Below are 23,212 nucleotides of genomic sequence, written 5' to 3'. Positions count from 1 at the left end.
ATGCCCAAGCGACTGAGTGCCGAGGCGCGCAATGAGGCGCTCGTGACGCTGACGGGCTGGAAGCTGGTCGATGGGCGCGAGGCCATCGCCAAGCGCTTCGTCTTCCGCGATTTCAACGAGGCTTTCGGCTGGATGAGCCGTGTCGCGCTGCTCGCCGAGAAGATGGACCATCACCCCGAATGGTCGAATGTCTACAAGACCGTCGAGGTCACGCTGGCGACGCATGATGCCGGCGGCCTGACCGAGCTCGACGTCAAGCTCGCCCGCGCCATGGACGCGATGGCGGGCTGATCAGCCGCGCTCGGCCCGGTTCCAGGTGGCGACGCGGCGCGCGATCCCGGGCGGCAGGTGCTTTGCCGCGCTCTTCAGCGCCGGCCGCAGGTGCTGGAAGCCGAGGCCGCAAACGAGGCGGCCCTTCAGCGACAAGGGCAAAAGCAGATCGCCGACGGGGGTCATGCCGTCGGCATGTTCGAGCTTGTAGGCGTCGGCCGGCGCCAGCAGGTCGAAGATCGTGCTGCCGCGGACCCTGGCGCAGGCGAAGCTGTGATGCACCAGGATGCGGCCGACGCCGCCACGCTCATGGTCGGGATGGGTGGCGATGACATGGCCGAAGCTGCGGCCCTTGCAATCGAGCGAGAGGTCGATTGCGATCGTTTGGCCGGCGCAGCGGATCGCCGAGACGCGCAGCGTCGTGCCGCCCTCGGCGTCCGCCGCAAGGTCCTTGAAGAAGGCGCCGAAACGCGGGTCGCCGACCGTCGGCGCGATCGTGCCGTGGCGCAGCAGCGAGGCCTGCTTCATCGCGATCGCCTCGCCGGCCAGTGCCGCGGCCGCCGGGCCGGGCGGCGGCGCCTCGAAGCTGAGCGGGCCACGTTCCTCGAGCCGGCGCAGGCGCCGGCGATGGTTGGAGCGCTCGCGGGAGGGGTAGGCCGTGCTCGGGCCGTTCTCGCCGACGCGCCAGGCGAGATCGGCGAAGGGCGCCTCGTGCTGTTCCTGCCGCATCGCGTGCTCGAGCAGGTCCGAGCGCGCCAGGACCGAATCGGCGCGCAGCTTGCGGGCCTCGAAGAGATCGGCGCCGAGACCGCGGACCGCGCGCCAGCCGGCCTGCAGGAGATTGTCGTCATCGGGGCGCTCGACGAGCACGTCGCTGAACTGGGCCACGGGGATGCCCATGAAGCGAAGCGTGTCGAGGCTGCAGCGGCGCTGCCGGACGAGCGGCCAGACCATCGCGAGCTCGCCGCCCCGCCGGGCGGTGACGATGCTGAGCGTGCTGTTGCGGTCGAGGTAATGCGCGGCCCAGTGCCGCAGGAAGACATGGCTCTGGAAGACCTGCTGCGGCAGGGCGGCGCGCTCGAACAGCGCGTCCCATTCCTCCCGCAGCGCGTGAAACCCGTCGAGGTCGCTGACGAGACCCACCGCGAGCGCGCCGCCGGCCTGTACCCCCGCCATGCTCAACCTCCGGTGCGCAAGTGGGAGATCAGCCGCCGCGCGCCGGCGAGCGGGAAGCGGGCGAGGTAAGGCAGGAGCAGGAGCGGATGCCGCGCGGCGAAGGGCGCGTCATGCTCGACCATGTGGCGGATCGCCAGAACCGGCAGCGGCGCGCGCAGCGGCCGGAAGGCGGGGTTCCAGAGGCCCGGAGCTTCGGAGCCCGCATGCATCAGCCCGATCATGCGGTTGCGCCGCAGCGAATAGAACTTGTGACGCTTCTGGACACGCTGGAGCATGGCGATGCCATCAACCTCGCCGCAGGAGGGGAAGCCGATGATGATCGTGCGGAAATGCTCCATGCCCGGCTTGCAGGGGATGGTTTCGAGCTCGCCGAAGCTGCGGCGGATCAGCGCGAAGGCATCCTCCTCGTCGGCTGGGCCCGCGTCGCAAATGGCGAGGCGGGCGGTGTCGAGCCTGGCGGCCTGGCGGGTGAAGGGACAGACGGCGCCGACGCGTCCGAGATCGGCATGGGCGTTCATCAGGTAGCCCTCGACCCAATCGAGCAGGATGGCGAGCGGCGCTCCGGTGCCGGCGTCGATCGCCGCGCGCCGCGCTGCGCCGAGCGTCATCAGCTCGCGCGGAGCCTTGGCGCCGCCGCTCGTCGCGGTCTCCGACATGAACACACGTCCCGGTTGATCCGCGGCAGCGATAGCAAGCCGGAGTTAGCAAAGCGTTGATGATCGGGAGCGATGCCGGGACAGCGTGTTAGGATTTCAGAAAGCTTCCCGCCAGCCGCACCGGCGCAAGGCTTCCTGCATATGCGGCGGCGGCGGCGCCTCGACGCGGATCGGCTCGCGCTTGCTGTAGAGCGGGACCGCGATGCTGCGGGCGTGGAGCTGCAGGCCCGGGCCCTCGTCGCGCGCCGCGGAGCCGTAGATCTCGTCGCCGAACATCGGCCAGCCCGAGGCGGCGCAATGCACGCGCAGCTGATGCGTGCGGCCGGTGAGCGGCTCGAGCGCGAGCCAGGCGAGCCCCGAGGCGCGGCCCAGCACCCGGTAACGGGTTTGTGAGGGCAGGCCGTCCGGATCGACCTTCATCCACCAGCCGCGCTCGGGCGAGCGCCTGGCGAGGGGCAGGTCGATCAGGCCGGTCTCGTCATCGGGCCCGCCCTCGACGATGGCCCAGTAGGTCTTGCCGATCCGGCCGTCGCGGAACAATTGGTTGAGCTCGGCCATGGCGCGGGGATGGCGGCCGAGCACGAGGCAGCCGGAGGTGTCCTTGTCGAGCCGGTGCGCGGCTTCGGGGCGACGCGGCAGGCCGAAGCGAAAGGCGTCGAGATGGTCGGTGAGGACGGGAATGACCTGGCGCTTTGCCTGCGGGCCGCGATGCGAGGGCAGGCCGGCGGGCTTGTCGATCACGAGCATCATCGCGTCGCGATAGAGCAGCGGCAGCGGCGGCTCCTCGCGCGAAAAGGCTGGTTGATCGGGCTCGGTCATGGCATTGCGCTAGCGAAGCCGGCCCGGTGACGCAAGCCGATCCGCGTAAGCGACAGGACGATCGACGAGCGATGAGCGAGAACGAACCGAAGAAGCGCGGCTTCTTTTCGAGGCTCTTCGGACTGGAGGAGGAGCAGCCCAAACCGGCGCCCGAAAGCCAGGTCGAGCCTTCGCCGGAGCCCGATGCGGCGACGGAGGTTCCGCCGGAAGCCGAGCCTGAGGCGCCCACCGCCCCGGACGTGCTGATGGGCGAAGCCGCGCCCTTGCCGATCGCGATGCCGGAGGTCGAGCCCGAGCCGGAGCCGGAGGCGCAACCGGAACCTGAACCAGAACCGGTCTTCGCTGCGCCAGTTCCTCCGCCCCCGGTTCCCGAACCCCCGGCTCCCGAGCCTCCTGCGCCAGCCGCTCCGGCGGCCCAGCCGAAGCGGAGCTGGTGGCGGCGCCTCACCGAGGGCCTGTCGCGGACCTCCTCGGCGCTGACGACCGGCATCGCCGAGCTCTTCACCAAGCGCAAGCTCGATGCCGGCACGCTGGAGGACCTGGAAGACATCCTGATCCAGGCCGATCTCGGGCTCGCCACCTCGGCCCGCATCGCCAAGGCGGTCGGCGAGGGACGCTACGACAAGCAGATCGAGCCCGAGGAGGTGAAGGCCATCCTGGCGCGCGAGGTCGAGAGCATCCTGGCGCCGGTGGCGCTGCCGCTTTCGGTCGACGCCACGAAAAAGCCGTTCGTGATCCTGATGGTCGGCGTCAATGGCTCAGGCAAGACGACCACGATCGGCAAGCTCGCGGCGAAATTCCGGGCCGAGGGCAAGTCGGTGATGCTGGCGGCCGGCGATACGTTCCGCGCGGCGGCGATCGAGCAGCTCAAGGTCTGGGGCGAACGCACCGGCGCCGAGGTCGTCTCGGGCCAGCAGGGCGCCGACGCCTCCGGCCTCGCCTATGAGGCGCTGCAGAAGGCCAGGGCCAACGGCACCGATATCCTCCTGGTCGACACCGCCGGGCGCCTGCAGAACAAGACCGGGCTGATGGAAGAGCTCGCCAAGGTGGTAAGGGTGATCCGCAAGCTCGATCCGGAGGCGCCCCATGCGGCCTTGCTGGTGCTGGACGCCACCGTGGGTCAGAATGCGCTGTCGCAGGTCGAGGCCTTCCAGGAGACGGCCGGCATCACCGGGCTGGTGATGACCAAGCTCGACGGCACGGCGCGCGGCGGCATCCTGGTGGCGCTGGCGGCGAAGTTCGGGCTGCCGGTGCATTTCATCGGGGTCGGCGAGAGCGTCGAGGATCTGGAACCTTTTTCCGCGCGCGATTTTGCCCGCGCGGTCGCTGGACTGGGAGAAGCGGCGTGAGCGAGAGCGTGGCCGAGGCAACCAAGGGCAAGAGCGTCAATCCGCTGCTCAAGCTCGCGCTCGAATTCGGGCCGCTGGCGATCTTCTTCTTCGCCAATTCCTATGGCGACCGGCTGTTCGGCGTCGCCGAGGACCGGCGCATCTTCGTCGCGACCGGCATCTTCATCGTCGCCTCGCTGGTCGCGCTGGTGCTGTCGCGCATCCTGCTCCACCACCTGCCGCGCATGGCGATCGTCAATGCCGTGGTGGTCACGGTGTTCGGCGGGCTGACGCTGGCGCTCGACGACGCCTTCTTCATCAAGGTCAAGCCGACCATCGTGAACACGCTGTTCGGCTGCGTGCTGCTCGGCGGGCTCCTCTTCGGCCGCTCGCTGCTGGCGCTGGTGCTCGAGACCGTGCTGCAGCTCGACGAGGAGGGCTGGCGCAAGCTCACCTTCCGCTGGGGCCTGTTCTTCTTCGTGCTGGCGGCGCTGAACGAGATCGTCTGGCGCACGCAGACCCAGGATTTCTGGGTGGCGTTCAAGGTCTGGGGGGTGATGCCGCTGACCATGGCCTTCGCGCTCGCCCAGACGCCGCTGATCCTGAAGCACGAGATCAAGCCGGCCGTAGCCGCGGGAGAATAGGCGAACGAGGCAGGTCTTGCCATTTGGCATCAATTTGACTAAATAAGGTCAAATGGAGCCGCAGATGACAACGCCGCATATGTCAGCCTTGCAGCGGATCGACACCGCACCACGCGATTTCGCCCCCTCGCCGATCTCGGATGCCGAGGCGGCGGCGATGTTCCGGGCCGCCGGCAACCTGTTCCGGCTCTGGCGCGTCACCGACGAGGAGGCGGCGACGCTGGTCGACCTGCCGGTGCGGACCTATCGGCGCTGGAAGGCCGGCGAGATCGGCCGCATGGGCCGCGACGGCAAGGCCCGGCTCTCGAACCTGATGGGCATCCACAAGGCGCTGAGGCTGATCTTCCGCGAGCCCCAGCGCGGCTATGCCTGGATCAAGGCGCCGAACGCGGCCTTCGCCGGCCGCTCGGCGCTCGACGTCATGCTCGGCGGCGAACTGACCGACCTGATGCGGGTGCGGCGGTATCTCGACGCCGAGCGGGGCAACTGGTGACAGGCATTGCCGGGCCGGCCGTCGCGGAGATCGCGTGGCGCGGCGCCGTCCGGATCATCCGCAGCGTCTTTCCGCCGATCGACCTGTTCGAGGATATCGCCGACCCGGCCGACTGGCCGCTGATCCTCTCGGCCGAGCAGAAGACCAATCCGCGCCTGATGGAAAGCGTCGGCAATCTCGACCTCGTGCCGCCGGAGCGGCGGGTCGCGGGGCCGGGCGCGAGCTATCTGATGGCGTCGTTCACCCATGTCAGCACCGACCGGCCGAGCCGGTTCAGCGACGGCTCCTTCGGCGTGCTCTATGTCGGCAAGATCTTCGAGGTCGCGCTGTTCGAGACGGTGCATCACCACGGTCGCTTCATGGCAGCGACCGGCCAGGTCGCCGGCTGGACCTCGCAGTTCCGCGAGATCGTCCTCGACGTGACCGCGTCGCTGCACGATCTGCGCGCGGATTCGAGCGAGGAGGCGCGGGAGGCACTCCTGCCGGACGATTACGAGGCGGGCCAGGCGCTGGGCGCCCGGCTGCGGGAGGCGGGCTCGGAGGGCGTCGTCTATCCGAGCGTGCGCTGCGCGGGCGGCGAATGCGCCGGCCTGTTCCATCCCGACCTTGCCGCGAACCCGACCCAGGGGCGCCATCTCGACTATCACTGGGACGGGGCGCGCGTAGATCTCTATCGCGACCTGAGCTCGGGCGAGGTTTTCCGGATCGTTTGAGCCCCTTGGCAGCAGGCTGCTATTTCGGCGCCAGCCGGATCGCGCCGTCGAGGCGGATGGTGACGCCGTTCAGCATGTCGTTCTCGAGGATGCTCTTCACCAGCGCGGCATATTCCTCCGGCTTGCCGAGGCGCGAGGGGAAGGGCACCGAGACCGCCAGCGCCGCACGCGCCTCGTCGGGCAGGCCGGCGAACATCGGCGTCTCGAACAGGCCGGGCAGGATGGCGGCGACGCGGATGCCGAGCTGCGCGAGGTCGCGCGCGATCGGCAGGGTCATGCCGGCGACGCCGGCCTTGGAGGCGGCATAGGCGGCCTGGCCGATCTGGCCGTCCTCGGCCGCGACCGAGGCGGTGGAGATGATCACGCCGCGCCCGCCATCGGCGGTCACCGGCTCCAGCGCTGCGAGTGCCACCGCCGATTTCGCGATCACCCGGAAGGTCCCGACGAGGTTCACCGCCACCGCCTTCTCGAAGGTCACCATGTCATGCGCGACGAGCTCGCCGGTATCCCGCTTCTTCGAGACGACGCGGCGGCCGGGCGCGATGCCGGCGCAATTGACGACGATGCGGGCGACGCCATGCGCCGCGCGCGCCTTGGCCAGCGCGTCCTCGACGGACGCCTCGCTGGTCACGTCACAGCTCGCGAAGACGCCGCCAATCTCCTTCGCCACCTCAACGCCGCGTTCGGCGTTCATGTCGAGGAGCGCGACCTTGACGCCGTGCGAGGCCAGCATACGCGCGGTCGCTTCGCCGAGGCCGGAGGCGCCACCGGTGACGATGGCGGCGAGGGAGGAATCGAGCTTCATGACGCGGACCTGTTCGTAAATGGGCTTGCGACTGCCTTAATGTGCCGCGCCAAGGGCTCCAAGCGCGATTCTTGCTGCAACCCTTGTGCAGGGTTTCGGCCGGGGCCACATTTCGGCGGGATATCGGGTGCCGCATGGGGCGGTGACGGAGAAACGGAAAGATGGGCGAGGGTTTCAGTTCGCGGTTCAGCAGCGAGGAGATGGCGGCGATCCGCCGGAGCCTGCGCGACGAGGCGCGCTTCGGCTCGGACTTCATGGCCCTGCTCAAGCGGGTCGCGAAGCGCATCCCCTTCGCCGAGGATCTGCTGGCGGCCTATCTCTGCGCCCGCGACCCGGCGACGCCGCGGCGCGTGCGGCTGACGCTGCTGGCGGCGCTCGGCTATTTCGTGCTGCCGATCGACGCCCTGCCGGACATCATGCCGCTTCTCGGCTTCAGCGACGATGCGGCGGTGATCGCCGCGGCGCTCGCGGCCGTCGCCGGCTCGATTACGCCGGAGCATCGCGAGACGGCGAAGGAGATGCTGGCCCGGCTCTGAACCGCTCAGGGGGTCAGGACGATCTTGCCCTGCGCCTTGCGGTCGCCGATCAGCGCAAAAGCTTCCGCGGCCCGCTCCAGCGGGAAGGTGGCGTGGACATGGGCGCTGATGCGGCTGGCGGCGGCCCATTCGAGCAGCCGTTCCATGTTGCGGCGATGCGCCGCCGGCTCGCGCGTCACGAACTCGCCCCAGAACACGCCGCGCAGATCGCAGCCCTTCAGCAGCAGCAGGTTGAGCGGGATCTTCGGGATCGAGCCGCCGGCGAAGCCGATGACGAGATAGCGGCCCTCCCAGGCCATGGCGCGCAAAGCCGGTTCCGCCAGTTCGCCTCCGACCGTGTCGTAGAGCACGTCGACGCCGCGGCCCTCGGTCAGGCGGCGCAAGCCGGCCTTCACATCCTCGGTGCTGTAGTTGAGCTCCTCCTGCGCGCCGTGCTCGCTCGCCAAGGCCAGCTTCTCCGGCGAGGAGGCGCAGGCGATGACATGGGCGCCGAGCAGCGCCCCGATCTCGACCGCGGCGAGGCCGGCGCCGCCGCTGGCGCCGAGGATCGCCAGGGTTTCGCCGGCCTTGAGCCCGGCCCGCTGGATCAAGCCGTGCATCGCAGTGCCGTAGGTGACGAAGAGGCCGGCCGCCTGCGCGTCGTCGAGGGTGTCTGGCACGCGCACGACGGCGCGGGCGGGAACCGCGACCTTTTCACGCGCGCCGCCATGTCCGAGCCAGGCGGCGACGCGGTCGCCGACGCGCCAGCCCTCGACCTCGCTGCCGACGGCGCTGATCGTGCCGGCGCATTCGCCGGCCGGCGAGAAGGGCAGGGCGGGCTTGGTCTGGTAGCGGTCCTGGATGATCAGCGTGTCGAAGAAGTTCAGCGCCGCCGCCTTGACGGTGACGACGATCTCGTCCGGCCCCGGGACCGGTTCCGGCAGCTCCCGGATGACGAGGCTTTCGGCCGGTCCGTGCGTTTTGCAGAGCAACGCCTTCATCGCTTCGCGTCATCCTCGCTTCGACCGCGATCCCCGGTCATGGCCGGTGACCCATGGTCCGCGGCGCCACGTTCGGGGGATTGTGACACGGGACGCAGGCCGGCGGAACCTCGCCGTGGGCACCGGCCTATTCGCATTTCCGCCAGGATCGTGGCATCCTATGGTTGATGCACCCCTCTGGGTTTCGGACAAAATGCTCCGAAAATAGAGGTACTGTTAACATTTCTACTGATTGATGGCGGTCGATGATTCTCAGCCACTTCCAAACCTGCGTCGCCGCCTCCCGGCACTTGAAACTGGCTTCCGCGCTCGTCGTGCTGGCCCTGCCGCTGATCGCCGCCACAACCCCGGCCCAGGCGCAGCGCGCCGCGACGGCGGGCCAGGGACAGGCGATGCTGCTCGAGAGCGCCGGCAAATGGCAGGCCTTCTCCTCGCAGCAGGGTCGCTCCAAGATCTGCTATGCGCTCTCGAAGGCGGAAGCGCGCTCCCCGGCCAATCTCAAGGATGTCGACGGGCTGCTCTTCGTCTCGAGCAGGCCGGCCGAGGGCGTGCGCAACGAAATCAGCCTGGTGATGAATTTCGACCTCAAGGAAGATGTCGAGCATCAGGCGATCATCGGCAGCGAGACCTTCGCGCTCGTCGCCAAGGGCCAGAACATGTGGCTCAAGAACCCGGCCGAGGAAGGCCGCATGCTGGACGCGCTGCGCAAGGGCGCGGGACTCGAGATCAAGGGCACCTCGAAGCGCGGCAATCCGACCAGTGACAAGTATTCGCTCGCCGGCCTGACCCAGATCGTCAAGCGCGCCGAAGACGCCTGCAAATAGCGGGCGCTGCGCCCGATTTCTCGCGCGGGCCGGTTTGTGCTATGAGCGCGCCGATCGCGGGCGCATGACGCCCGCTCGAGCCAGAGTTCCGATGTCCCTGTCCGCTATCGCTCCCTCCGCTCCGGCGGCCGAACCCGTTTTGCGACCCGTCTCGCTGGTCGGGCGCACGCGCGCGGGCCTTGCCGAGGCGCTGGCCGAGATCGGCGTTCCCGAGAAGGAGCGGCGCATGCGCGTCGGCCAGCTCTGGAACTGGATCTATCATTACGGCGTCCGCGATTTTTCGACGATGACGACGATCGGCAAGGGCTTGCGCGCGGCGCTGGCCGAGCGCTTCACGCTCGACCTGCCCGAGGTCACGGCCGAGCAGGTCTCCACGGACGGCACCCGCAAATGGCTGATCCGGATGGCGCCGACCGGCCCGCATGATCGCGGCGCCGAGATCGAATGCGTCTATATCCCCGAGGTCGACCGCGGCACGCTTTGCGTCTCGAGCCAGGTCGGCTGCACCTTGACCTGCACATTCTGCCATACCGGGACGCAGCGCCTGGTGCGCAACCTGACGACCGAGGAGATCGTGGCGCAGCTGATGGTGGCGCGCGAGAGGCTCGGCGATTTTCCGAACCGGAGCGCGCCCGAGGGCGCTTTCGTGCCGAATGATGGCGGGCGCTTCGTCTCCAACATCGTCTTCATGGGCATGGGCGAGCCGCTCTATAATTTCGACGGCGTGCGCGACGCGATCGACGTGATCTCGGACAATGAGGGGCTGTCGCTCGGCCGCCGCCGTATCACCGTCTCGACCTCCGGCGTCGTACCGCAGATCGGCCCGCTCGGCGCCGAGATGGGCACGATGCTGGCGATCTCGCTGCATGCGGTGCGCGACGAGCTGCGCAACGAGCTGGTGCCGCTCAACAAGAAATACCCGATCAAGGATCTGCTCGAGGCCTGCCGGACCTATCCCGGCGTCTCGAACGCAAAACGCATCACCTTCGAATACGTGATGCTGAAGGGCGTCAATGACAGCGATTCCGAGGCGCGCGAGCTGGTGCGGCTGCTCAAGGGCATCCCGGCCAAGATCAACCTGATCCCGTTCAATCCCTGGCCCGGCACGCGCTACGAATGCTCGGACTGGGACCGGATCGAGCGTTTCTCCGAGATCGTCTTCCGCGCCGGCTATGCCTCGCCGGTGCGCACGCCGCGCGGACGCGACATCCTCGCCGCCTGCGGCCAGCTCAAGAGCGAGACCGAGAAGCTTTCGGCCCGCGCCCGGCTGATGCTGGAGCAGGGCGAGGCGGACGCCGCGGCGCTGGCGGGCTGAACCGATGCTGCGCTGGCTGCTGCTGATCCCCTTCGCGCTGCTGTTCGCGATCCTGGCGGGCATGGTCGCCCTGCTCGTCGCCAGCGTCGCCTCGCCCGATATCGCGCTCCTGATCGGCGGCGGCTTCGAGCGGCTGCTTGCCGCCCTGTTCGCGCAGGCCGAGAGCGGCTTCGATCCCGGCCCGACGGCGGAAGCCGCCTTCACCCTGCTCGGCCGGCTCGGCTTCGCGATCATGGTGGCGCCGGTCGTGATCATGGCTGTCGCGAGCGAGCTCTTCCGGATCCGCAGCGGGCTGATCCAGAGCGGGTTGACCGGCCTGCTGGCGGCGCTGCTGCCGCTCGCCATGCTGCGCCTGGCGCGCACGCCGAGCGCCGCCGAGATCCAGATCATCTCGGCGCTGTTCCTGGTTGGGGCGGCAACCGGCTTCGTCTACTGGCTGATTGCGGGGCGTGGCGCGGGCGGCGAGCGGGTGGCTCAGCAACAGGGCTAACCACGGCGTCATGCTCGGGCTTGACCCGAGCGTCTCTCGCCGAAGACCCGCTCGTCCCGAGATTCCCGGGTCTGCGCTTCGCTTGGCCCGGGAATGACGTGCCTTTCAATCCCCAATCGCGACGCCTTCCCTTCGCCCGTCCGCACCGCCGAGATAGCCCTCAGGCGTCTTGACGATCGCCTGGATGCCGGAGGTCATCTCCAGCAGCCTGACCTCGTGGCCCTTGGCTTCGAGCGCCGGCTTCCAAGCCTCAGCCTCGCTACCCGCCTCGAGCTCGGTCGGGCCGTTGCGGCTGCCGAAATTGGCGAAATCGACCGCGCGTTGCGGGTCCATCTTCCAGTCGAGCAGCGCGACCAGCGTCTTGGCGACATAGCCGATGATCTGGCTGCCGCCCGGCGAGCCGGTGACGGCGTAGAGCCGGCCGAAGGCATCGAAGACGACGGTCGGCGCCATCGAGGAGCGCGGGCGCTTGCCGCCCTCGACGCGGTTGGCGACCGGCTTGCCGTCCTCCTCGGGCACGAAGGAGAAATCGGTCAGCTCGTTGTTGAGCAGGAAGCCGCTCCTAGTCATCAGTCGCGAGCCGAAGCCGTCCTCGATCGTCGTCGTCATCGAGACGGCGTTGCCGGCGGCGTCGATCACCGAGATATGGCTGGTGCCGTTCTCGATCCCGTCGGAGGGCGCCAGGAGCTGGGCGCGCTTATGCGGCGGATCGCCGGCTTTGGCGCGGCCCATCGATTTGTCGGGGCTGACGAGGCCGGCGCGGGAGCGGATATAATCGCGGTCGATCAGCCCGGGAACCGGGACGCTGATAAAGGCCGGATCGGCGAGATAGAGCGCGCGGTCGGCGAAGGCGAGGCGGCCGGCTTCGCTGAACCAGTGGGCCGCCTCGGCGGAGGGGCCGAGCCGGGCCATGTCCCGGGTCTCGAGCACGCCGAGCATCTGCTGGACCGCGATGGCGCCCGAGCTCGGCGGGCCCATGCCGCAGATCCGCCAGACGCGATAGGCGCCACAGACCGGCTGGCGCTCCTCGACCGTATAGGCGGCGAGGTCCGCCAGCGTGATGTCACCCGGATTGACCTTATGGCCGGTGACGGTCGCGACGATGTCCTCGGCAACGGGGCCCGCATAGAAGGCTTCGGAGCCTTTTTCGGCGATGGCGCGCAGGGTCGCGGCGAAGGCCGGGTTCTTCAGCACGGTGCCGACAGCCTTGGCTGTGCCGTCGGGCTCGTAGAAATAGGCGGCGGCGAGCGGGTCCCTGGCGAGGTTCTTCTCGCCGGAGAGCAGGCCGTTGAGGCGCGGCGAGACGGTGAAACCGTCTTCGGCGAGCTTGATCGCAGGGGCGATCACGGCGGACCAGGAGAGCTTGCCCCAGCGTTTGTGCGCCTCCTCCAGCAGCTTGACTGTGCCTGGCACGCCGACGGAGCGGCCGCCGACCACCGCGTCGACGAATTTCATCGGCTTGCCGTCGGCGCCGATGAAGCGGTCGGGCTTGGCCGCCTGAGGCGCCTTCTCGCGCCCGTCCAGCGTCACCAGTGCCTTGGACGCCTCGTCCCAGTGCAGGAAGAAGGCGCCGCCGCCGATGCCGGAGCTTTGCGGCTCGACCAGGTTCAGGACGAGCTGGATCGCGATCGCTGCATCGGTGGCGCTGCCGCCGGCACGCAGGATGTCGCGGCCGGCGCTCGCGGCGAGCGGGTTCGCCGCCGCGGCCATGAAGCGCTGGGCCGTGCCCAGCGATTTCGCGATGCGCCCGGTCCCGGCCTCGGGAGCCGGAGCGAGGGTCTGGGCCGTTGCCGCGGTCGCAAGCAGCGATGCCGCGGCGAGCAGGGCGAGGCACGGATGCCGGCCGCCTGCGCGCCGGACCGAGAACGAGAGGCTCATGATTGCGGTCTCCTGCCGAACGCGTCGCCTGCCCCGATGACGATCAGATTAGCGCGCAAGACCCGATCCGCGCCACGGCCGATTGCATGAGCGCCTCCCATACACGCGCTTTGACCTGTCACAGCGGAGGATTAAGGTCCGATTCGGTCGTTCGATCATTGCCAAGGGGGTTCCGGCATGTCGTTTGCGCTCTCCACCTTCCGTCGCCGCGGCTTCGCGCTGGCGGCCGTCACTCTTTTCGGCCTGGTGCTCGCCGGCTGCGGCGTCAACAACGTGCCGACGCTCGAGGAGAAGGCCAAGGCCGCCTGGAGCGAGGTCCAGAACCAGTACCAGCGCCGCGCCGACCTGATCCCCAACCTGGTCGAGACGGTGAAGGGCTATGCCACCCAGGAGCGCGAGGTCCTGACGCAGGTGATCGAGGCCCGCGCCAAGGCGACGCAGGTCAAGGTCGACGCCTCGACCATCACCGATCCGGCCAAGTTCAAGGAATACCAGGACGCGCAGAACCAGCTGACGGGCGCGCTGAGCCGCCTGCTGGTCACGGTCGAGCGCTATCCCGAGCTGAAGTCGAACCAGAATTTCCTCGCCCTGCAGTCGCAGCTCGAGGGCACGGAGAACCGCGTCGCCGTCTCGCGCCGCGACTACATCCAGACCGTGCAGGCCTTCAACACCGAGATCCGCACCTTCCCGGGCGTGATCTGGGCCCGGCTGTTCTGGGGCGCAAAGCCGATGGAGACCTTCACGGCGACGGCGGGAGCCGAAAAGCCGCCTGAGGTGAAGTTCTAGGGGCGATCCCCGATGCGCCTTGCCGGGCTCCAGGCCGCGATGCGAGGCATCGTGGCGGCGATCGTGCTGGTCTTCGCCGGCATGGCCGCCGCCGAGCCGACCTATCCGGCGCTCACCGGCCGCATCGTCGACGACGCCAACCTGATCGGCGCGGAGGCCCGCGGCCGCATCGAGCAGAAATTGCAGGCGCATGAGGCGAAGACCAGCGATCAGGTCGTGGTCGCGACGCTGCCCTCGCTGCAGGGCGTCACGATCGAGGACTTCGCCAACGGCCTGTTCCGGCACTGGCAGCTCGGCGAGAAGGCCCGGAACAACGGCGTGCTGCTGCTCGTCGCACCGAACGAGCGCAAGGTCCGGATCGAGGTCGGTTATGGGCTGGAGGGCGCGCTCACCGATGCGCTCTCCAAGGTCATCATCACCACGGCGGTGACGCCGAAATTCAAGAGCGGCGATTTCGCGGGCGGCATCGAAGGCGGCGTCGACGCGATCCTGACGATCCTGGCCGGCGATGCCGAGGAATGGCAGCGCCGCGCCACGATCCGGGACGATGAAAGCTCGACCATCGAGGACATCGCCGTCATCCTGGTGATGTTCTTCATCATCCTGATCATCGTCAGCATCTTGCGCGGCCTGAAGCAGCAAGGTGGAGGCAGCCGGCTGCATCGCACCCGCGACGGCCGCTGGATCAGCCTGCCGCAAACCGGCTCGGGCTGGAGCACGGGATCGGGTTCGGGCTGGAGCGGCGGAGGCTGGAGCTCGGGGTCGGGTGGTGGCTTTTCGGGAGGCGGCGGCTCGTCCGGGGGCGGCGGCGCGTCGGGAGACTGGTGATGGATGACGAAGACCGGGACGCGATCGCCGAGGCGGTCCGCCAGGCCGAGAGCCAGACTGCGGGCGAGATCGTCGTGGTGATCGACCGGGCCGCCAGCAGCTACCGCACGGTGCCTGTGGTCATGGCGCTGGCGCTCGCCCTGTTCGTGCCCTGGCCGCTGCTCTGGCTGACATTGACGAGCGCGCCGCGCATCTTCCTGATCCAGCTGATCTGCGCGGCTTTGCTGCTCGCCGCCCTGCTCTGGTACGGACGTGGCGGGCGGTTCGTGCCGGGCTTCGTCAAGCGCCGGCGGGCGCATGACGTGGCCCTGCGCGAATTCACCGCGCGCGGCCTGACCCGCACCCGCGGGCGCACCGGCGTCCTGCTCTATGTCGCGCTGCAGGAGCGCTATGCCGAGGTCGTGGCGGATCTGGCCATCGAGGACGAGATCGACCCGGCGGTCTGGCGCGGGATCATCGAGCCCCTGCTCGAAGCGGCGCGAGAGGATCGCCTGCGCGCGGGCCTGGTTGATGCGGTCGGGGCGGTCGGAGCCGTCCTCGCCCGCCACGCGCCGCCGGCGGCCGACGATGTCGACGAGCTGCCGAACAAGGTCGTCCTGCTCTAGGACTCGTCATTGCGAGGAGCGCAGCGACGAAGCAATCAGGGGGGACTGCGCGAGACCCCTGGATTGCTTCGCCACGCTCGCAATGACGGGAAATAGTTGGTTCAGCGCTTGGCGCGCGCGGCTCCGAGGATGGCGCCCGGCATCATGCCGTATTTGCTCGGCTGGTCGGCCTGGACCAGCACGACATAGCTGTCCGCGCCGCCTGCCGTGGTCGCCGAGAGCGGCGTGGACAGCGTCGCAGCCGTCCCGCTCCAGTCGCCGACCCTGACGAGCCCGCGCACGACATTGGCATAGGAGACCGAGCGGCCCTTGTTCTCGCCGCGCTCGATCGGCACCATGACGAGACGCGAGATCGGCACCACCCAGACACCGCCGCTGATTTGCTCGCCGGACCGCGCCGGGCTGAGCTGGATACGCAGTGCGCCGGCATCCTCGGTGAGCGCGACCGCGACCGGAAAGGCCTCGCTGGCCTGCTCCTGCACGGCCTGCGCGAGTTCCGCCTTGTTGGAGCCGACCATGTGGGCGGCGCCGTTGATGACCGCCTGCGGCGTGTAGATCTGTCCGTCGCCGCGCGTCTTGGCGTAGAGCTTCTGGCGCTTGCTGAAGGCCTCCTGGCCGAGCGTGTCCTTCCAGCCGAGATAGTCCCAATAGGTCACCGGCATGGTCAGCGTGATCAGGTCCGGATCCTTCGCGAGCTCGACGAACAGGGCGTCGGCGGCCGGGCAGGACGAGCAGCCCTGGCTGGTGAAGAGTTCGAGCACCGCCTTGGGCGGCTGCACCGGATTCTCGGCAAGCGCCGCCGGCGCGCCCAGCAGGATAGCGGCGATGAAGGCGGCGAAAGAGCGTCTCCGGCGGATCATGTCTCGAACTCGGCTGCGGACTGACTGCGTGACGTTAGCAAAGCGCTCAACTTGTCTCACTTGGAAATCACGTTGCCTTGAAAACGGGCTCCGGCCAGGTCGCATTCTCAAAATTGGCAAGCGCGGCGGCGCTTATCATCTTCGGCCGCCAGCGCCGGTGCATCCAGAGCCATTGTTCCGGGTGCTCGCGAACCCAGCCGTCGACGATCGCCGTCATCATCGCCATCGCGCCGGCGACGTCGATTTCGCCCGCCTCGTCGCGCGGCAGATCGAGCGGCGGCGTCAGCTCGAGGCGGAAGCGCTGGTTCGGCAGCCGAATCACGCGCACGCCATGGACCGGGCAGTCGAAGCGCCGGGCGAACTTGCCGAGGATCGGGTTGGTCAACGCCGGCCGGCCGAGAAAGGGAACGACGACGCCGCGGGTAAAATGCTGGTCGATCAGCATGCCGAGATGGCCGCCCTTCTCCAGCACGCCCTGCATGGCGAAGGCCGCGCCCTGCCTGGCCGCCGCCAGCCCGCCCATCGCGCCGGAGCGGATCTCGTGGACGACGCTGGCGATGGCGGGGTCGTTCGGGGCACGGAAGACCGCGGTCGTGTCGAGGTCATAGGCGGCGGCGCAGATCGCCGGCAGCTCCCAATTGGCGAGATGGGCCGAGAAGATCAGGCCGGGCTTGCCGTCGTCCTTGAGCGCGATGAAATGCTCGATGCCGGCGACCTCGACGCGGGAGGGCGCGTCGGGATTGTGATAATCGTAGTCGAAGAGGCTCTTGAGATGGGCGTATTCGGCGGCGGTGCGGCCGAGATTCTCCCAGGCGCCGCGCGCGATCGCCTTGACCTCGGCCTCGCTCTTCTCTGGAAAGACGGCGCGGATATTGGCGAGCGCCACGCGATTGACCGGGATCACCGGGCTGACGCTGCGCAGCAGCCAGCCGCCGAGATCACTCGCCCGCTCCGGCCCGAGCAGGCGCAGGAAGCCGAACAGGCCCCGGATCAGCCCGATCATCACGGCGGCGAACAGCCGGGCGGCGAAATGTTTCAGCTGTCTCAACGCGGCGAAGGCCTCTCCGGATGGCCGGAAGAGCCGGCGCCAGCCGCGCGACTTGCGTCAGGAACGCGCGGCGGTCAAGTCCGGGGCGCGAATCGCACGTTTCAGAAGGTGACGATGACCTTGCCGAAGACCTGGCGGCCCTCGAGCCGGGCGAGGCCCTTCTCGAAATCCGCGAGCGGGAAGACCGAATCGATCACCGGCTTCATGCCGCCCGCCATCTTCTCGAGCGATTGGGCGATGTTCTCGATGCGGCAGCCGAACGACCCGAAGATGCGGTATTGCTGCTGGAAGAGCTGCATCAGGTTCATCGTGGTCGAGGCGCCGGATGTGGCGCCGCAGGTGACGAGCCTGCCGCCGCGCTTCAGGCAGAGCAGCGAGCCGTTCCAGGTATCGGCGCCGACATGCTCGAAGACGACGTCGACGCCCTTGCGCTTGGTGAGCAGGCGAACCTCGCCCTCGAAGCGCTCGGTCTTGTAGTTGACGACGAAATCGGCGCCCAGTGCCTTGGCCTTGGCGCCCTTCTCGTCGTCGCCGACGGTCGTGTAGACCGTGCAGCCGATCGCCTTGGCCATCTTGATCGCGGCGGTGCCGATGCCCGAGCCACCGGCATGGACGAGGATCGACTCGCCGGGCTCGAGCTTCGCGTTGTCGAACAGCATGTGCTGGACGGTGCCGAAGCCGATCGGCGCGCAGGCGGCGTCCTCGAAGGAGACGCCCGCGGGCGCCTTGATGACGAGCCGCTCCGGCCGGTTGACCAGCTCGCGGGCAAAGCCGTCGATATGGAAGCCCATAATGCCGGCGACGTTCTCGCAGAGATTGTCGCAGCCTTCGCGGCAGGCCTTACAGTGGCCGCAGGTCTCGGCGCCGTACATCGTGACGGTGTCGCCCTCGCGGAAGCGCGAGACGCCCTCGCCCACCGCGACGACCTCGCCCGCCGCCTCGACGCCGGCCGCCTGCGGCATCTTGCGCTTGGCGAAGGCCATGCCGCGAAAACCCCAGACGTCGAGATAGTTCAGCCCGACGGCGCGGACGCGGATCTGGACCTCCCCGGCGGCGGGCGGCGGTGGCGGCTCGATCTCGGTCAGGCGCAGGTCGCGGTCGCCGAAGAGCTGGAGGGAACGCATGGGGAGAGAAGCCTTTCAGAGCCGGTCAGGCCATTGCCGCGAGGCATGCAGGGCCGCCAGGATTTCGACGCGTCCATCGCGGACGCGGTAAGGGAGGACATAGTTGGTGCCCGTTACCACGAGTTCGCGGGTTTCTTCCACTCGGCCTGCACGACCCATCTCGGGATAGTCATCCAATGATATCGCAGCCGCTCGGAGACGGCGTACGAGTACGAGCGCTGCACGAGCGTCGAACTGGCCGATATAGCGGGCAATGTCGTGAAGGTCGGCGCGGGCTCCAGGAGTCCAGATGGCTTTCACTTGCGTGAGGCTTCGATCTGGGCCTGAAGCTCCTGCTCAATCGCATCCAGTTCTTCCTCGGTCGCGAACTCGCCGCGATCGGCCTGAGCGATGCCCTCCTTGATCTTGGCGATCTGCCAGGCATTGAGCTCGACATAGCTCTCGATCGCCTTGGCGGCGAGCCAGCTGCGCGAGCGGTCGGTGTCATTGGCCAGCGCATCGAGCTTGGCCAGCGTCTCGTCGTCGAGGCGAATGGTGAAAGCTGCGGTCATCGCGGTTCACTCCGGTTCGGAGAGAATGTAGGCGGTTTATCGAAATGCGCCAAGCGGCGCATGCCCTGCTTCACGTGAAACGACTGCGACAGCCTAGAGCCGGATGCTTTGAGATGGAATCGCGCAGCGATCCCATCTCAAAGCATCCGGCTCTCACCAATGAGTTAGAGCAGGATCAACGCGAAAAACCGGTGCCCACTTTTTCGCATCCTGCTCTAGCGATGGACGCCGAGCTGCGCCGTCACGCCGCCGTCGACCGGCAGCACGGTGCCGGTGACATAGGCCGCGGGCTCGCTCATCAGGAACGCCGCGACGCCCGCGACCTCTTCCGGCCTGGCGAAGCGGCCGGCCGGGATCTGGGCTTCCATCTTCTCGCGATAGGCGGCGTAGGGCGCCATCATGTCGGTGTCGACGAAGCCCGGCGCGATGACATTGACGGTGACGCCGCGCTTGGCGGTCTCGACGGCCAGCGTCTTGGCATAGGAGATCAGCGCGCCCTTGGAGGCGGCATAGGCGGCGTTGCCGGGATTGCCGCGCAAAGCCGCGACCGAGCCGATCGCGACGAGGCGGCCGCTGCGGGCCCGCAGCATCCCGCGCATCAGGCTCTTGGCGAGGCGGGTAAAGGCCCAGAAATTGACCTGCATCGCCGCTTCGGCCTTGTCCTGCGCCATCATCGCGGCGAGCGCGTCATAGGGCTGGCCGGCATTGTGAATGAAGCCGAAATAGCTTTCGCCCTCGATCGTCTCGCAAAAGGCGTCGAGCGCCGGCTTGTCGGAGAGATCGAGCGACAGGGCGCGGATCGCCTGGCCGGGATGCGCCGCGGCGATCTCGCCGGCCAGCGCCTGGGCCTGGTCGCCGGAGGAGCGATAAGTGAAATCGACATCATGGCCGGCGGCGGCCAGTGCCCGCACGATCGCGGCGCCGACGCCCTTGGCGCCGCCGGTGACGAGGATGCGGCTCATGCAGCCTCCGGCGGCGCCGTCAGGACGAGGCAGGTGTTCTGGCCGCCGAAGCCAAAGGAATTCGAGAGCACCGTCTTGACCTTGGCGTCGCGCGCCGTGTTCGGCACGACGTCGAGCGGGATCGCCGCATCGGGCTGGTTGTAGTTGATCGTCGGCGGGATCCGGCCATTGGCGATGGTCAAGAAGGAGAACACCGCCTCGACCGCGCCGGCGGCGGTCAGCGTATGGCCGATCATCGACTTGTTCGAGGAGATCGGCAGGCTCGTCATACGCTCGCCGAAGACGGCGGTGCAGCTCATCGCCTCCATCTTGTCGTTCTCGGGCGTCGAGGTGCCGTGGGCGTTGATGTAATCGACATCCTCGGGGCTCAGCCCGGCATCGTCGAGCGCGTCCTGCATAGCGAGGATCGCCGGCTTGCCGTCCGGGCTGGAGCGCGTGCGGTGAAAACCGTCGCCGCGCTCGCCGCAGCCGGCGACGAGGCCGAGAATGGTCGCGCCGCGCGCCAGGGCGTGGTCGTAATCCTCGAGCACCAGCGCGCCCGCGCCCTCGCCCATGACGAAGCCGTCGCGGTTCTTGGAGAAGGGCTTGGCGGCTCCTTCCGGCGGGTCGTTCTGTGTCGAGAGCGCCGAAAGCAGCGAGAAGCGGATCAGCGCCTCGGCATGGACCGAGCCGTCGGTGCCGATGCAGAGTGCGGCCGAGGTCTCGCCGCGGCGGATCGCCTCGACGCCCATCTGAATCGCGGTCGCGCCGGACGAGCAGGCGGTCGAGAGCGAGATCGGCGAGCCCGTGGTGCCGAAGCGGTCGGCGATGTGGTCGGCGACGCCGCCGAACAGGAAGAGCTCGTGCATCGCCTTGAATTTCTGCGTCGCGGCGGCGCGCAGCAGCCCGTCATAATCGGCTTCGCCATCGATCTCGCGCGCCAGCTCCTGGCGCTGCGGCCATTCGATTTCGACCGGCGGCACGGCCATGAAGAGCTCGCCGGGAAAGGCGCCGTCCTGGCCGAGCCCGCTTTGCGCCACGGCCTCTTCGGCGGCCAGCGTCGCGAGCTTCTCGGAGAGCTGCGGCGCGGCGAAAGGCTCGTCGAACAGGAAATCGACCGTGCCGGCGATGGTGGTGCGCAGGCCTTCGACCGGAAAGCGCTCGATGCGGTGGATGCCGGAACGCCCGGCGGTCAGGGCGTCCCAGTTCGCCGCCTTGCCCTGGCCGAGCGAGGTGACGACGCCGAGGCCGGTGACGGCGACGAGCGGGCGCCCCTTGGCGTCGCGATGCTGTGCGCTCATGAGACTGTCCTCACGCTTTCACCAGGCGCGCCGCGCCCTCGCCGCGCCAATGGCCGACCCCGGTCACGATCGCCTCATTCGCCTGGCCGGCCGCGAGTGCGGCGGCTGCGAGCGCGACCGAGACGGGAAAGGCGGCCTCGACGGGGTGGCCAAGCAGGTCGCCGGTCGCAATCCGCCTCGCCTGCGGAAGTCCGGCGAGGACGGCGGCCTCCTCGGCGGTGATCCCGGCGACGCCGGTGGCGGCGGAGACCGACAGCACGCCGGGCGCAATCGCTCCCAGCTCAGTGATGAGGCCGCGCAGCGAGGCTTCGACCGCGCCCGCCTCGCGGCGCTTCGAGCGCCCCGCGGCGACGGCGTCGAGCCGCGCAAAGATTCTGGCCCCGCGCGCGGCGGCGCGTTCGGCCGATTCGAGCACGAGGAAGGCGGCGGCGCTGCCGGTGATCAGGCCCGGATTGCCGTCGCGGGCGAAGACCGGTGCGAAATCGCCCCTGCGCAGGAAGCCGCCGAGCTCGAAGAGCAGCAGCATGTCGCGCCGCTCGGCATTATAGGCGCCGCCGGCCAGCATGATCTCGGCCTGGCCGCTGGCGATGCGGGCATGGGCGGTGCGGATCGCGTCGACGCCGGCCTGCTCCTCGCCCATGAAGGTGCGCGAGGCGCCGGTGATGCCGTGAACGATCGAGATATTGCCGGCGAGAAGATTGGAGAGCTGCGCCAGGAAGAGGGTCGGGCGCAGGTCGCCCATCAGCCGCTCGTTCAGAAAGGTGCCGGGCTCGTTCATGCCGCGCAGGCCGGTCAGGATGGCGCTGTCGACGGCATGGTCGCGCTCGCCGCCGCCAGCGGCGACGATGACCTGGAGCTCGCTCTTGGTCTGCGCATCCTCCTTGAGGCCGGCGGAATCGAGGGCGAGGCCGGCGGTATAGACGCCGAGCCGCTGCCAGGGCTCCATCTGGCGCTGGTCGGACTTCTTCGGAATCTGGCGATCGAGTTCGAGCGGCTTCAGGGGATGGACCGGATAGGGCGCGAAACCCTGCGTGTCGACGACCGGCGCCGCGCCCGAAGCGAGCGCCGCCGCGTGCGCCTCTGCGCCCTCGCCGAGGCTGGAGGCGAGGCCGATGCCGGTGATGACGACGTCACGCTTCATGGCTCAGTTCCGCACCGGCTCGAGGCCGATCGCCGCGATCCTGGTTTCCATCAGTTGGCGCATATCGGCGGGGAAGGGCATCAGCCGGAAGCGCAGTTCGGCATCGCAGATCGGCTTGCCGGCGATCGCGATCCTGGCCTTGGTCGCGGCATAGCCGGAGCCTTCATGGACGAGCTCGGCGCTGACCTCGAGCACGGCGTCGGGCTCGACGAAGGTGCGGAAGCGCGCCTTGTCGACCATCATCAGGAAGGGCATCTGCGTCAGCCCGTTGAGGGCCAGCAGCAGATAGCCCGAGGCCTGCGCCATGGTTTCGGTAAGGAGCACGCCCGGCACCAGCGGGTGGCCGGGGAAATGGCCCTCGAAGACCGGGCTCGCATTCGGCACGGTCGAACGCGTGACGATGCGCTTCTCCGACGGATCGAAGGTCGCGACCGTGTCGATCATGTCGAAATATTCGAGGCGCATGCGATCCTGATCGGCTGGCGAGCAATATATGCGAGGAACCGGCCGGGTTCACGACCGGCACGACAGCGTCATGCTCTATCGGGAGAGGATGTCCGGCTCAAGGCCGGGCTTGCGACCCGGATCCCGGAGCTGGATCAGGCCTTCTTGGCGGCGACGAGGTCGTCGATGCGCTGGCACAGGTTCTCGAGCACGAAATACTGCTCGGCCGGCGCCTTGCCCTCGTTGACCTCCTGCGTCCACTGCTCGAGCGGCAGCTTGATGCCGAAGGCCTTGTCGATCGCGAAGGCGATGTCGAGGAAGGCGAGCGAGTCGATGCCGAGATCGTCGATGGCGTGGCTCTGGGGCGTGATCTTCTCGCGCGGAATATCGCAGGTCTCCGAAATAATGCCGGCGACCGTCTCGAACGTGGCGGACATGCGGGTGCTCCCGTCGTCATGGATGGTGGCGGCGGACATCCGGGCGCGCTGGCGCGCGCCTGCCCCAAGCCCCCCGCCAAGGATGGCTGTGACGCCCCATTACACCTCAGTGCCGAATAGGACAACTACGGGGTGTTTCCTTCCCCCCTTGCGGGGGAAGGTGGCTCGGCGAAGCCGAGACGGATGAGGGACGAGTAGACCGGGTGAGGGGTGCGCCGA

At 68.6% G+C, this 23,212-nt stretch carries 28 protein-coding genes; 12 read left to right on the top strand and 16 right to left on the bottom strand.

What is annotated here, in order from left to right:
• Positions 1-291: a 4a-hydroxytetrahydrobiopterin dehydratase gene (locus ACTIF2_RS22245; RefSeq protein ID WP_439499307.1), complete on the top strand. Its 291-nt coding sequence runs from the start codon at positions 1-3 to the stop codon at positions 289-291.
• On the opposite strand, the gene ACTIF2_RS22240 is transcribed toward ACTIF2_RS22245, so the two are convergent.
• The 3 genes from ACTIF2_RS22240 to ACTIF2_RS22230 form a co-directional block, all read right to left on the bottom strand.
• Positions 292-1,446 (bottom strand): GNAT family N-acetyltransferase, encoded by a 1,155-nt coding sequence (locus ACTIF2_RS22240; RefSeq protein ID WP_439499306.1) that lies wholly within the window; start codon positions 1,444-1,446, stop codon positions 292-294. It abuts the gene before it with no gap.
• Between the two features lie 2 nt (positions 1,447-1,448).
• Positions 1,449-2,102 carry a DUF6875 domain-containing protein gene (locus tag ACTIF2_RS22235; RefSeq protein ID WP_439499305.1) on the bottom strand — a complete coding sequence of 218 codons (654 nt, stop codon included), beginning with the start codon at positions 2,100-2,102 and terminating at the stop codon, positions 1,449-1,451.
• A 96-nt stretch (positions 2,103-2,198) separates the two neighbouring features.
• Complete coding sequence (locus ACTIF2_RS22230; RefSeq protein WP_439499304.1) at positions 2,199-2,921, bottom strand: RluA family pseudouridine synthase; 723 nt, start codon at positions 2,919-2,921, stop codon at positions 2,199-2,201.
• A 71-nt stretch (positions 2,922-2,992) separates the two neighbouring features.
• Between ACTIF2_RS22230 and ftsY the strand changes: the two genes are divergently transcribed.
• The 4 genes from ftsY (at position 2,993) to ACTIF2_RS22210 (ending at position 6,099) form a co-directional block, all read left to right on the top strand.
• A complete protein-coding gene (gene ftsY, locus ACTIF2_RS22225; RefSeq protein WP_439499303.1) occupies positions 2,993-4,270 on the top strand; it encodes a signal recognition particle-docking protein FtsY in 1,278 nt (425 codons plus the stop codon).
• Positions 4,267-4,893 (top strand): septation protein A, encoded by a 627-nt coding sequence (locus ACTIF2_RS22220; RefSeq protein ID WP_439499302.1) that lies wholly within the window; start codon positions 4,267-4,269, stop codon positions 4,891-4,893. Before ftsY ends, ACTIF2_RS22220 begins: the two co-directional genes overlap by 4 nt.
• A gap of 64 nt (positions 4,894-4,957) precedes the next feature.
• Positions 4,958-5,386: an MbcA/ParS/Xre antitoxin family protein gene (locus tag ACTIF2_RS22215; RefSeq protein ID WP_439499301.1), complete on the top strand. Its 429-nt coding sequence runs from the start codon at positions 4,958-4,960 to the stop codon at positions 5,384-5,386.
• Positions 5,383-6,099, top strand: coding sequence for an RES family NAD+ phosphorylase (locus ACTIF2_RS22210; protein ID WP_439499300.1), 717 nt, complete (start codon positions 5,383-5,385; stop codon positions 6,097-6,099). The genes ACTIF2_RS22215 and ACTIF2_RS22210 overlap by 4 nt, the downstream gene beginning before the upstream one ends.
• A gap of 19 nt (positions 6,100-6,118) precedes the next feature.
• Here the strand turns inward: ACTIF2_RS22210 and ACTIF2_RS22205 are convergent, their stop codons facing one another.
• Entirely contained in the window at positions 6,119-6,904 is a 786-nt protein-coding gene (locus tag ACTIF2_RS22205; protein ID WP_439499299.1) for an SDR family NAD(P)-dependent oxidoreductase, read from the bottom strand.
• 161 nt (positions 6,905-7,065) lie between these two features.
• On the opposite strand from ACTIF2_RS22205, the gene ACTIF2_RS22200 reads away from it, so the two are divergent.
• Positions 7,066-7,440, top strand: a complete 375-nt coding sequence (locus tag ACTIF2_RS22200; protein WP_439499298.1) for a YkvA family protein — start codon at positions 7,066-7,068, stop codon at positions 7,438-7,440.
• Positions 7,441-7,445: 5 nt separating this feature from the next.
• Here the strand turns inward: ACTIF2_RS22200 and ACTIF2_RS22195 are convergent, their stop codons facing one another.
• Positions 7,446-8,420 (bottom strand): NADPH:quinone oxidoreductase family protein, encoded by a 975-nt coding sequence (locus ACTIF2_RS22195; RefSeq protein WP_439499297.1) that lies wholly within the window; start codon positions 8,418-8,420, stop codon positions 7,446-7,448.
• A gap of 245 nt (positions 8,421-8,665) precedes the next feature.
• On the opposite strand from ACTIF2_RS22195, the gene ACTIF2_RS22190 reads away from it, so the two are divergent.
• The 3 genes from ACTIF2_RS22190 (at position 8,666) to ACTIF2_RS22180 (ending at position 11,049) form a co-directional block, all read left to right on the top strand.
• Positions 8,666-9,244: an invasion associated locus B family protein gene (locus tag ACTIF2_RS22190; protein WP_439499296.1), complete on the top strand. Its 579-nt coding sequence runs from the start codon at positions 8,666-8,668 to the stop codon at positions 9,242-9,244.
• Positions 9,245-9,335: 91 nt separating this feature from the next.
• A complete protein-coding gene (gene rlmN / locus ACTIF2_RS22185; protein ID WP_439499295.1) occupies positions 9,336-10,559 on the top strand; it encodes a dual-specificity RNA methyltransferase RlmN in 1,224 nt (407 codons plus the stop codon).
• A gap of 4 nt (positions 10,560-10,563) precedes the next feature.
• Positions 10,564-11,049 carry a hypothetical protein gene (locus ACTIF2_RS22180; protein ID WP_439499294.1) on the top strand — a complete coding sequence of 162 codons (486 nt, stop codon included), beginning with the start codon at positions 10,564-10,566 and terminating at the stop codon, positions 11,047-11,049.
• A gap of 105 nt (positions 11,050-11,154) precedes the next feature.
• Here the strand turns inward: ACTIF2_RS22180 and ggt are convergent, their stop codons facing one another.
• Entirely contained in the window at positions 11,155-12,927 is a 1,773-nt protein-coding gene (gene ggt / locus ACTIF2_RS22175; RefSeq protein WP_439499293.1) for a gamma-glutamyltransferase, read from the bottom strand.
• A 177-nt stretch (positions 12,928-13,104) separates the two neighbouring features.
• Here ggt and ACTIF2_RS22170 point away from each other — a divergent pair, with 177 nt between their 5' ends.
• The 3 genes from ACTIF2_RS22170 to ACTIF2_RS22160 are packed head-to-tail and all read left to right on the top strand — an operon-like array spanning position 13,105 to position 15,146.
• The gene (locus ACTIF2_RS22170; RefSeq protein ID WP_439499292.1) at positions 13,105-13,713 is read left to right on the top strand and encodes a LemA family protein; all 609 of its coding nucleotides are present in this window, start codon (positions 13,105-13,107) and stop codon (positions 13,711-13,713) included.
• A 12-nt stretch (positions 13,714-13,725) separates the two neighbouring features.
• Positions 13,726-14,541: a TPM domain-containing protein gene (locus ACTIF2_RS22165; RefSeq protein WP_439499291.1), complete on the top strand. Its 816-nt coding sequence runs from the start codon at positions 13,726-13,728 to the stop codon at positions 14,539-14,541.
• Positions 14,541-15,146, top strand: coding sequence for a TPM domain-containing protein (locus ACTIF2_RS22160; protein WP_439499290.1), 606 nt, complete (start codon positions 14,541-14,543; stop codon positions 15,144-15,146). The genes ACTIF2_RS22165 and ACTIF2_RS22160 overlap by 1 nt, the downstream gene beginning before the upstream one ends.
• 101 nt (positions 15,147-15,247) lie before the next feature.
• Here the strand turns inward: ACTIF2_RS22160 and ACTIF2_RS22155 are convergent, their stop codons facing one another.
• The 10 genes from ACTIF2_RS22155 to ACTIF2_RS22110 all read right to left on the bottom strand — a co-directional run bounded on the left by ACTIF2_RS22155 (position 15,248) and on the right by ACTIF2_RS22110 (position 22,993).
• On the bottom strand, positions 15,248-16,006 hold the full coding sequence (locus ACTIF2_RS22155; RefSeq protein ID WP_439499289.1) for a DUF1223 domain-containing protein: 759 nt from the start codon (positions 16,004-16,006) through the stop codon (positions 15,248-15,250).
• Positions 16,007-16,073: 67 nt separating this feature from the next.
• Positions 16,074-17,054 carry a lipid A biosynthesis lauroyl acyltransferase gene (locus ACTIF2_RS22150; RefSeq protein ID WP_439499288.1) on the bottom strand — a complete coding sequence of 327 codons (981 nt, stop codon included), beginning with the start codon at positions 17,052-17,054 and terminating at the stop codon, positions 16,074-16,076.
• Between the two features lie 101 nt (positions 17,055-17,155).
• The gene (locus ACTIF2_RS22145) at positions 17,156-18,178 is read right to left on the bottom strand and encodes a zinc-binding dehydrogenase (RefSeq protein WP_439499287.1); all 1,023 of its coding nucleotides are present in this window, start codon (positions 18,176-18,178) and stop codon (positions 17,156-17,158) included.
• A 15-nt stretch (positions 18,179-18,193) separates the two neighbouring features.
• The gene (locus tag ACTIF2_RS22140) at positions 18,194-18,478 is read right to left on the bottom strand and encodes a type II toxin-antitoxin system RelE/ParE family toxin (RefSeq protein ID WP_439499286.1); all 285 of its coding nucleotides are present in this window, start codon (positions 18,476-18,478) and stop codon (positions 18,194-18,196) included.
• The gene (locus tag ACTIF2_RS22135) at positions 18,475-18,729 is read right to left on the bottom strand and encodes a CopG family ribbon-helix-helix protein (RefSeq protein WP_439499285.1); all 255 of its coding nucleotides are present in this window, start codon (positions 18,727-18,729) and stop codon (positions 18,475-18,477) included. The genes ACTIF2_RS22140 and ACTIF2_RS22135 overlap by 4 nt, the downstream gene beginning before the upstream one ends.
• A 215-nt stretch (positions 18,730-18,944) precedes the next feature.
• Positions 18,945-19,691, bottom strand: a complete 747-nt coding sequence (locus ACTIF2_RS22130) for an SDR family oxidoreductase (protein WP_439499284.1) — start codon at positions 19,689-19,691, stop codon at positions 18,945-18,947.
• Positions 19,688-20,971 carry a beta-ketoacyl-ACP synthase gene (locus ACTIF2_RS22125; RefSeq protein WP_439499283.1) on the bottom strand — a complete coding sequence of 428 codons (1,284 nt, stop codon included), beginning with the start codon at positions 20,969-20,971 and terminating at the stop codon, positions 19,688-19,690. Before ACTIF2_RS22125 ends, ACTIF2_RS22130 begins: the two co-directional genes overlap by 4 nt.
• Before the next feature lie 10 nt (positions 20,972-20,981).
• Positions 20,982-22,112, bottom strand: a complete 1,131-nt coding sequence (locus ACTIF2_RS22120) for a beta-ketoacyl-ACP synthase (RefSeq protein ID WP_439499282.1) — start codon at positions 22,110-22,112, stop codon at positions 20,982-20,984.
• 3 nt (positions 22,113-22,115) lie between these two features.
• Positions 22,116-22,577 (bottom strand): 3-hydroxyacyl-ACP dehydratase FabZ family protein, encoded by a 462-nt coding sequence (locus tag ACTIF2_RS22115; protein ID WP_439499281.1) that lies wholly within the window; start codon positions 22,575-22,577, stop codon positions 22,116-22,118.
• 134 nt (positions 22,578-22,711) lie between these two features.
• Complete coding sequence (locus tag ACTIF2_RS22110; RefSeq protein WP_114831854.1) at positions 22,712-22,993, bottom strand: acyl carrier protein; 282 nt, start codon at positions 22,991-22,993, stop codon at positions 22,712-22,714.
• Positions 22,994-23,212: the final 219 nt, after the last annotated feature.

The sequence above is a fragment of the Allobosea sp. genome (assembly GCF_051860145.1).
Classification (GTDB): domain Bacteria; phylum Pseudomonadota; class Alphaproteobacteria; order Rhizobiales; family Beijerinckiaceae; genus Allobosea.
The sequence above is the reverse complement of the archived record's forward strand: the minus strand, read 5'-3'. Positions and strand labels throughout refer to the sequence as shown.

What these genes read in the sequence shown, in the direction of transcription:
- ACTIF2_RS22245 (WP_439499307.1), top strand. Translation starts at nt 1, where the DNA reads ATGCCCAAGCGACTGAGTGCCGAGGCGCGCAATGAGGCGCTCGTGACG.
- ACTIF2_RS22240 (WP_439499306.1), bottom strand. Translation starts at nt 1,446, where the DNA reads ATGGCGGGGGTACAGGCCGGCGGCGCGCTCGCGGTGGGTCTCGTCAGC.
- ACTIF2_RS22235 (WP_439499305.1), bottom strand. Translation starts at nt 2,102, where the DNA reads ATGTCGGAGACCGCGACGAGCGGCGGCGCCAAGGCTCCGCGCGAGCTG.
- ACTIF2_RS22230 (WP_439499304.1), bottom strand. Translation starts at nt 2,921, where the DNA reads ATGACCGAGCCCGATCAACCAGCCTTTTCGCGCGAGGAGCCGCCGCTG.
- ftsY (WP_439499303.1), top strand. Translation starts at nt 2,993, where the DNA reads ATGAGCGAGAACGAACCGAAGAAGCGCGGCTTCTTTTCGAGGCTCTTC.
- ACTIF2_RS22215 (WP_439499301.1), top strand. Translation starts at nt 4,958, where the DNA reads ATGACAACGCCGCATATGTCAGCCTTGCAGCGGATCGACACCGCACCA.
- ACTIF2_RS22205 (WP_439499299.1), bottom strand. Translation starts at nt 6,904, where the DNA reads ATGAAGCTCGATTCCTCCCTCGCCGCCATCGTCACCGGTGGCGCCTCC.
- ACTIF2_RS22200 (WP_439499298.1), top strand. Translation starts at nt 7,066, where the DNA reads ATGGGCGAGGGTTTCAGTTCGCGGTTCAGCAGCGAGGAGATGGCGGCG.
- ACTIF2_RS22195 (WP_439499297.1), bottom strand. Translation starts at nt 8,420, where the DNA reads ATGAAGGCGTTGCTCTGCAAAACGCACGGACCGGCCGAAAGCCTCGTC.
- ACTIF2_RS22190 (WP_439499296.1), top strand. Translation starts at nt 8,666, where the DNA reads ATGATTCTCAGCCACTTCCAAACCTGCGTCGCCGCCTCCCGGCACTTG.
- rlmN (WP_439499295.1), top strand. Translation starts at nt 9,336, where the DNA reads ATGTCCCTGTCCGCTATCGCTCCCTCCGCTCCGGCGGCCGAACCCGTT.
- ACTIF2_RS22180 (WP_439499294.1), top strand. Translation starts at nt 10,564, where the DNA reads ATGCTGCGCTGGCTGCTGCTGATCCCCTTCGCGCTGCTGTTCGCGATC.
- ggt (WP_439499293.1), bottom strand. Translation starts at nt 12,927, where the DNA reads ATGAGCCTCTCGTTCTCGGTCCGGCGCGCAGGCGGCCGGCATCCGTGC.
- ACTIF2_RS22170 (WP_439499292.1), top strand. Translation starts at nt 13,105, where the DNA reads ATGTCGTTTGCGCTCTCCACCTTCCGTCGCCGCGGCTTCGCGCTGGCG.
- ACTIF2_RS22165 (WP_439499291.1), top strand. Translation starts at nt 13,726, where the DNA reads ATGCGCCTTGCCGGGCTCCAGGCCGCGATGCGAGGCATCGTGGCGGCG.
- ACTIF2_RS22160 (WP_439499290.1), top strand. Translation starts at nt 14,541, where the DNA reads ATGGATGACGAAGACCGGGACGCGATCGCCGAGGCGGTCCGCCAGGCC.
- ACTIF2_RS22155 (WP_439499289.1), bottom strand. Translation starts at nt 16,006, where the DNA reads ATGATCCGCCGGAGACGCTCTTTCGCCGCCTTCATCGCCGCTATCCTG.
- ACTIF2_RS22145 (WP_439499287.1), bottom strand. Translation starts at nt 18,178, where the DNA reads ATGCGTTCCCTCCAGCTCTTCGGCGACCGCGACCTGCGCCTGACCGAG.
- ACTIF2_RS22135 (WP_439499285.1), bottom strand. Translation starts at nt 18,729, where the DNA reads ATGACCGCAGCTTTCACCATTCGCCTCGACGACGAGACGCTGGCCAAG.
- ACTIF2_RS22130 (WP_439499284.1), bottom strand. Translation starts at nt 19,691, where the DNA reads ATGAGCCGCATCCTCGTCACCGGCGGCGCCAAGGGCGTCGGCGCCGCG.
- ACTIF2_RS22125 (WP_439499283.1), bottom strand. Translation starts at nt 20,971, where the DNA reads ATGAGCGCACAGCATCGCGACGCCAAGGGGCGCCCGCTCGTCGCCGTC.
- ACTIF2_RS22120 (WP_439499282.1), bottom strand. Translation starts at nt 22,112, where the DNA reads ATGAAGCGTGACGTCGTCATCACCGGCATCGGCCTCGCCTCCAGCCTC.
- ACTIF2_RS22115 (WP_439499281.1), bottom strand. Translation starts at nt 22,577, where the DNA reads ATGCGCCTCGAATATTTCGACATGATCGACACGGTCGCGACCTTCGAT.
- ACTIF2_RS22110 (WP_114831854.1), bottom strand. Translation starts at nt 22,993, where the DNA reads ATGTCCGCCACGTTCGAGACGGTCGCCGGCATTATTTCGGAGACCTGC.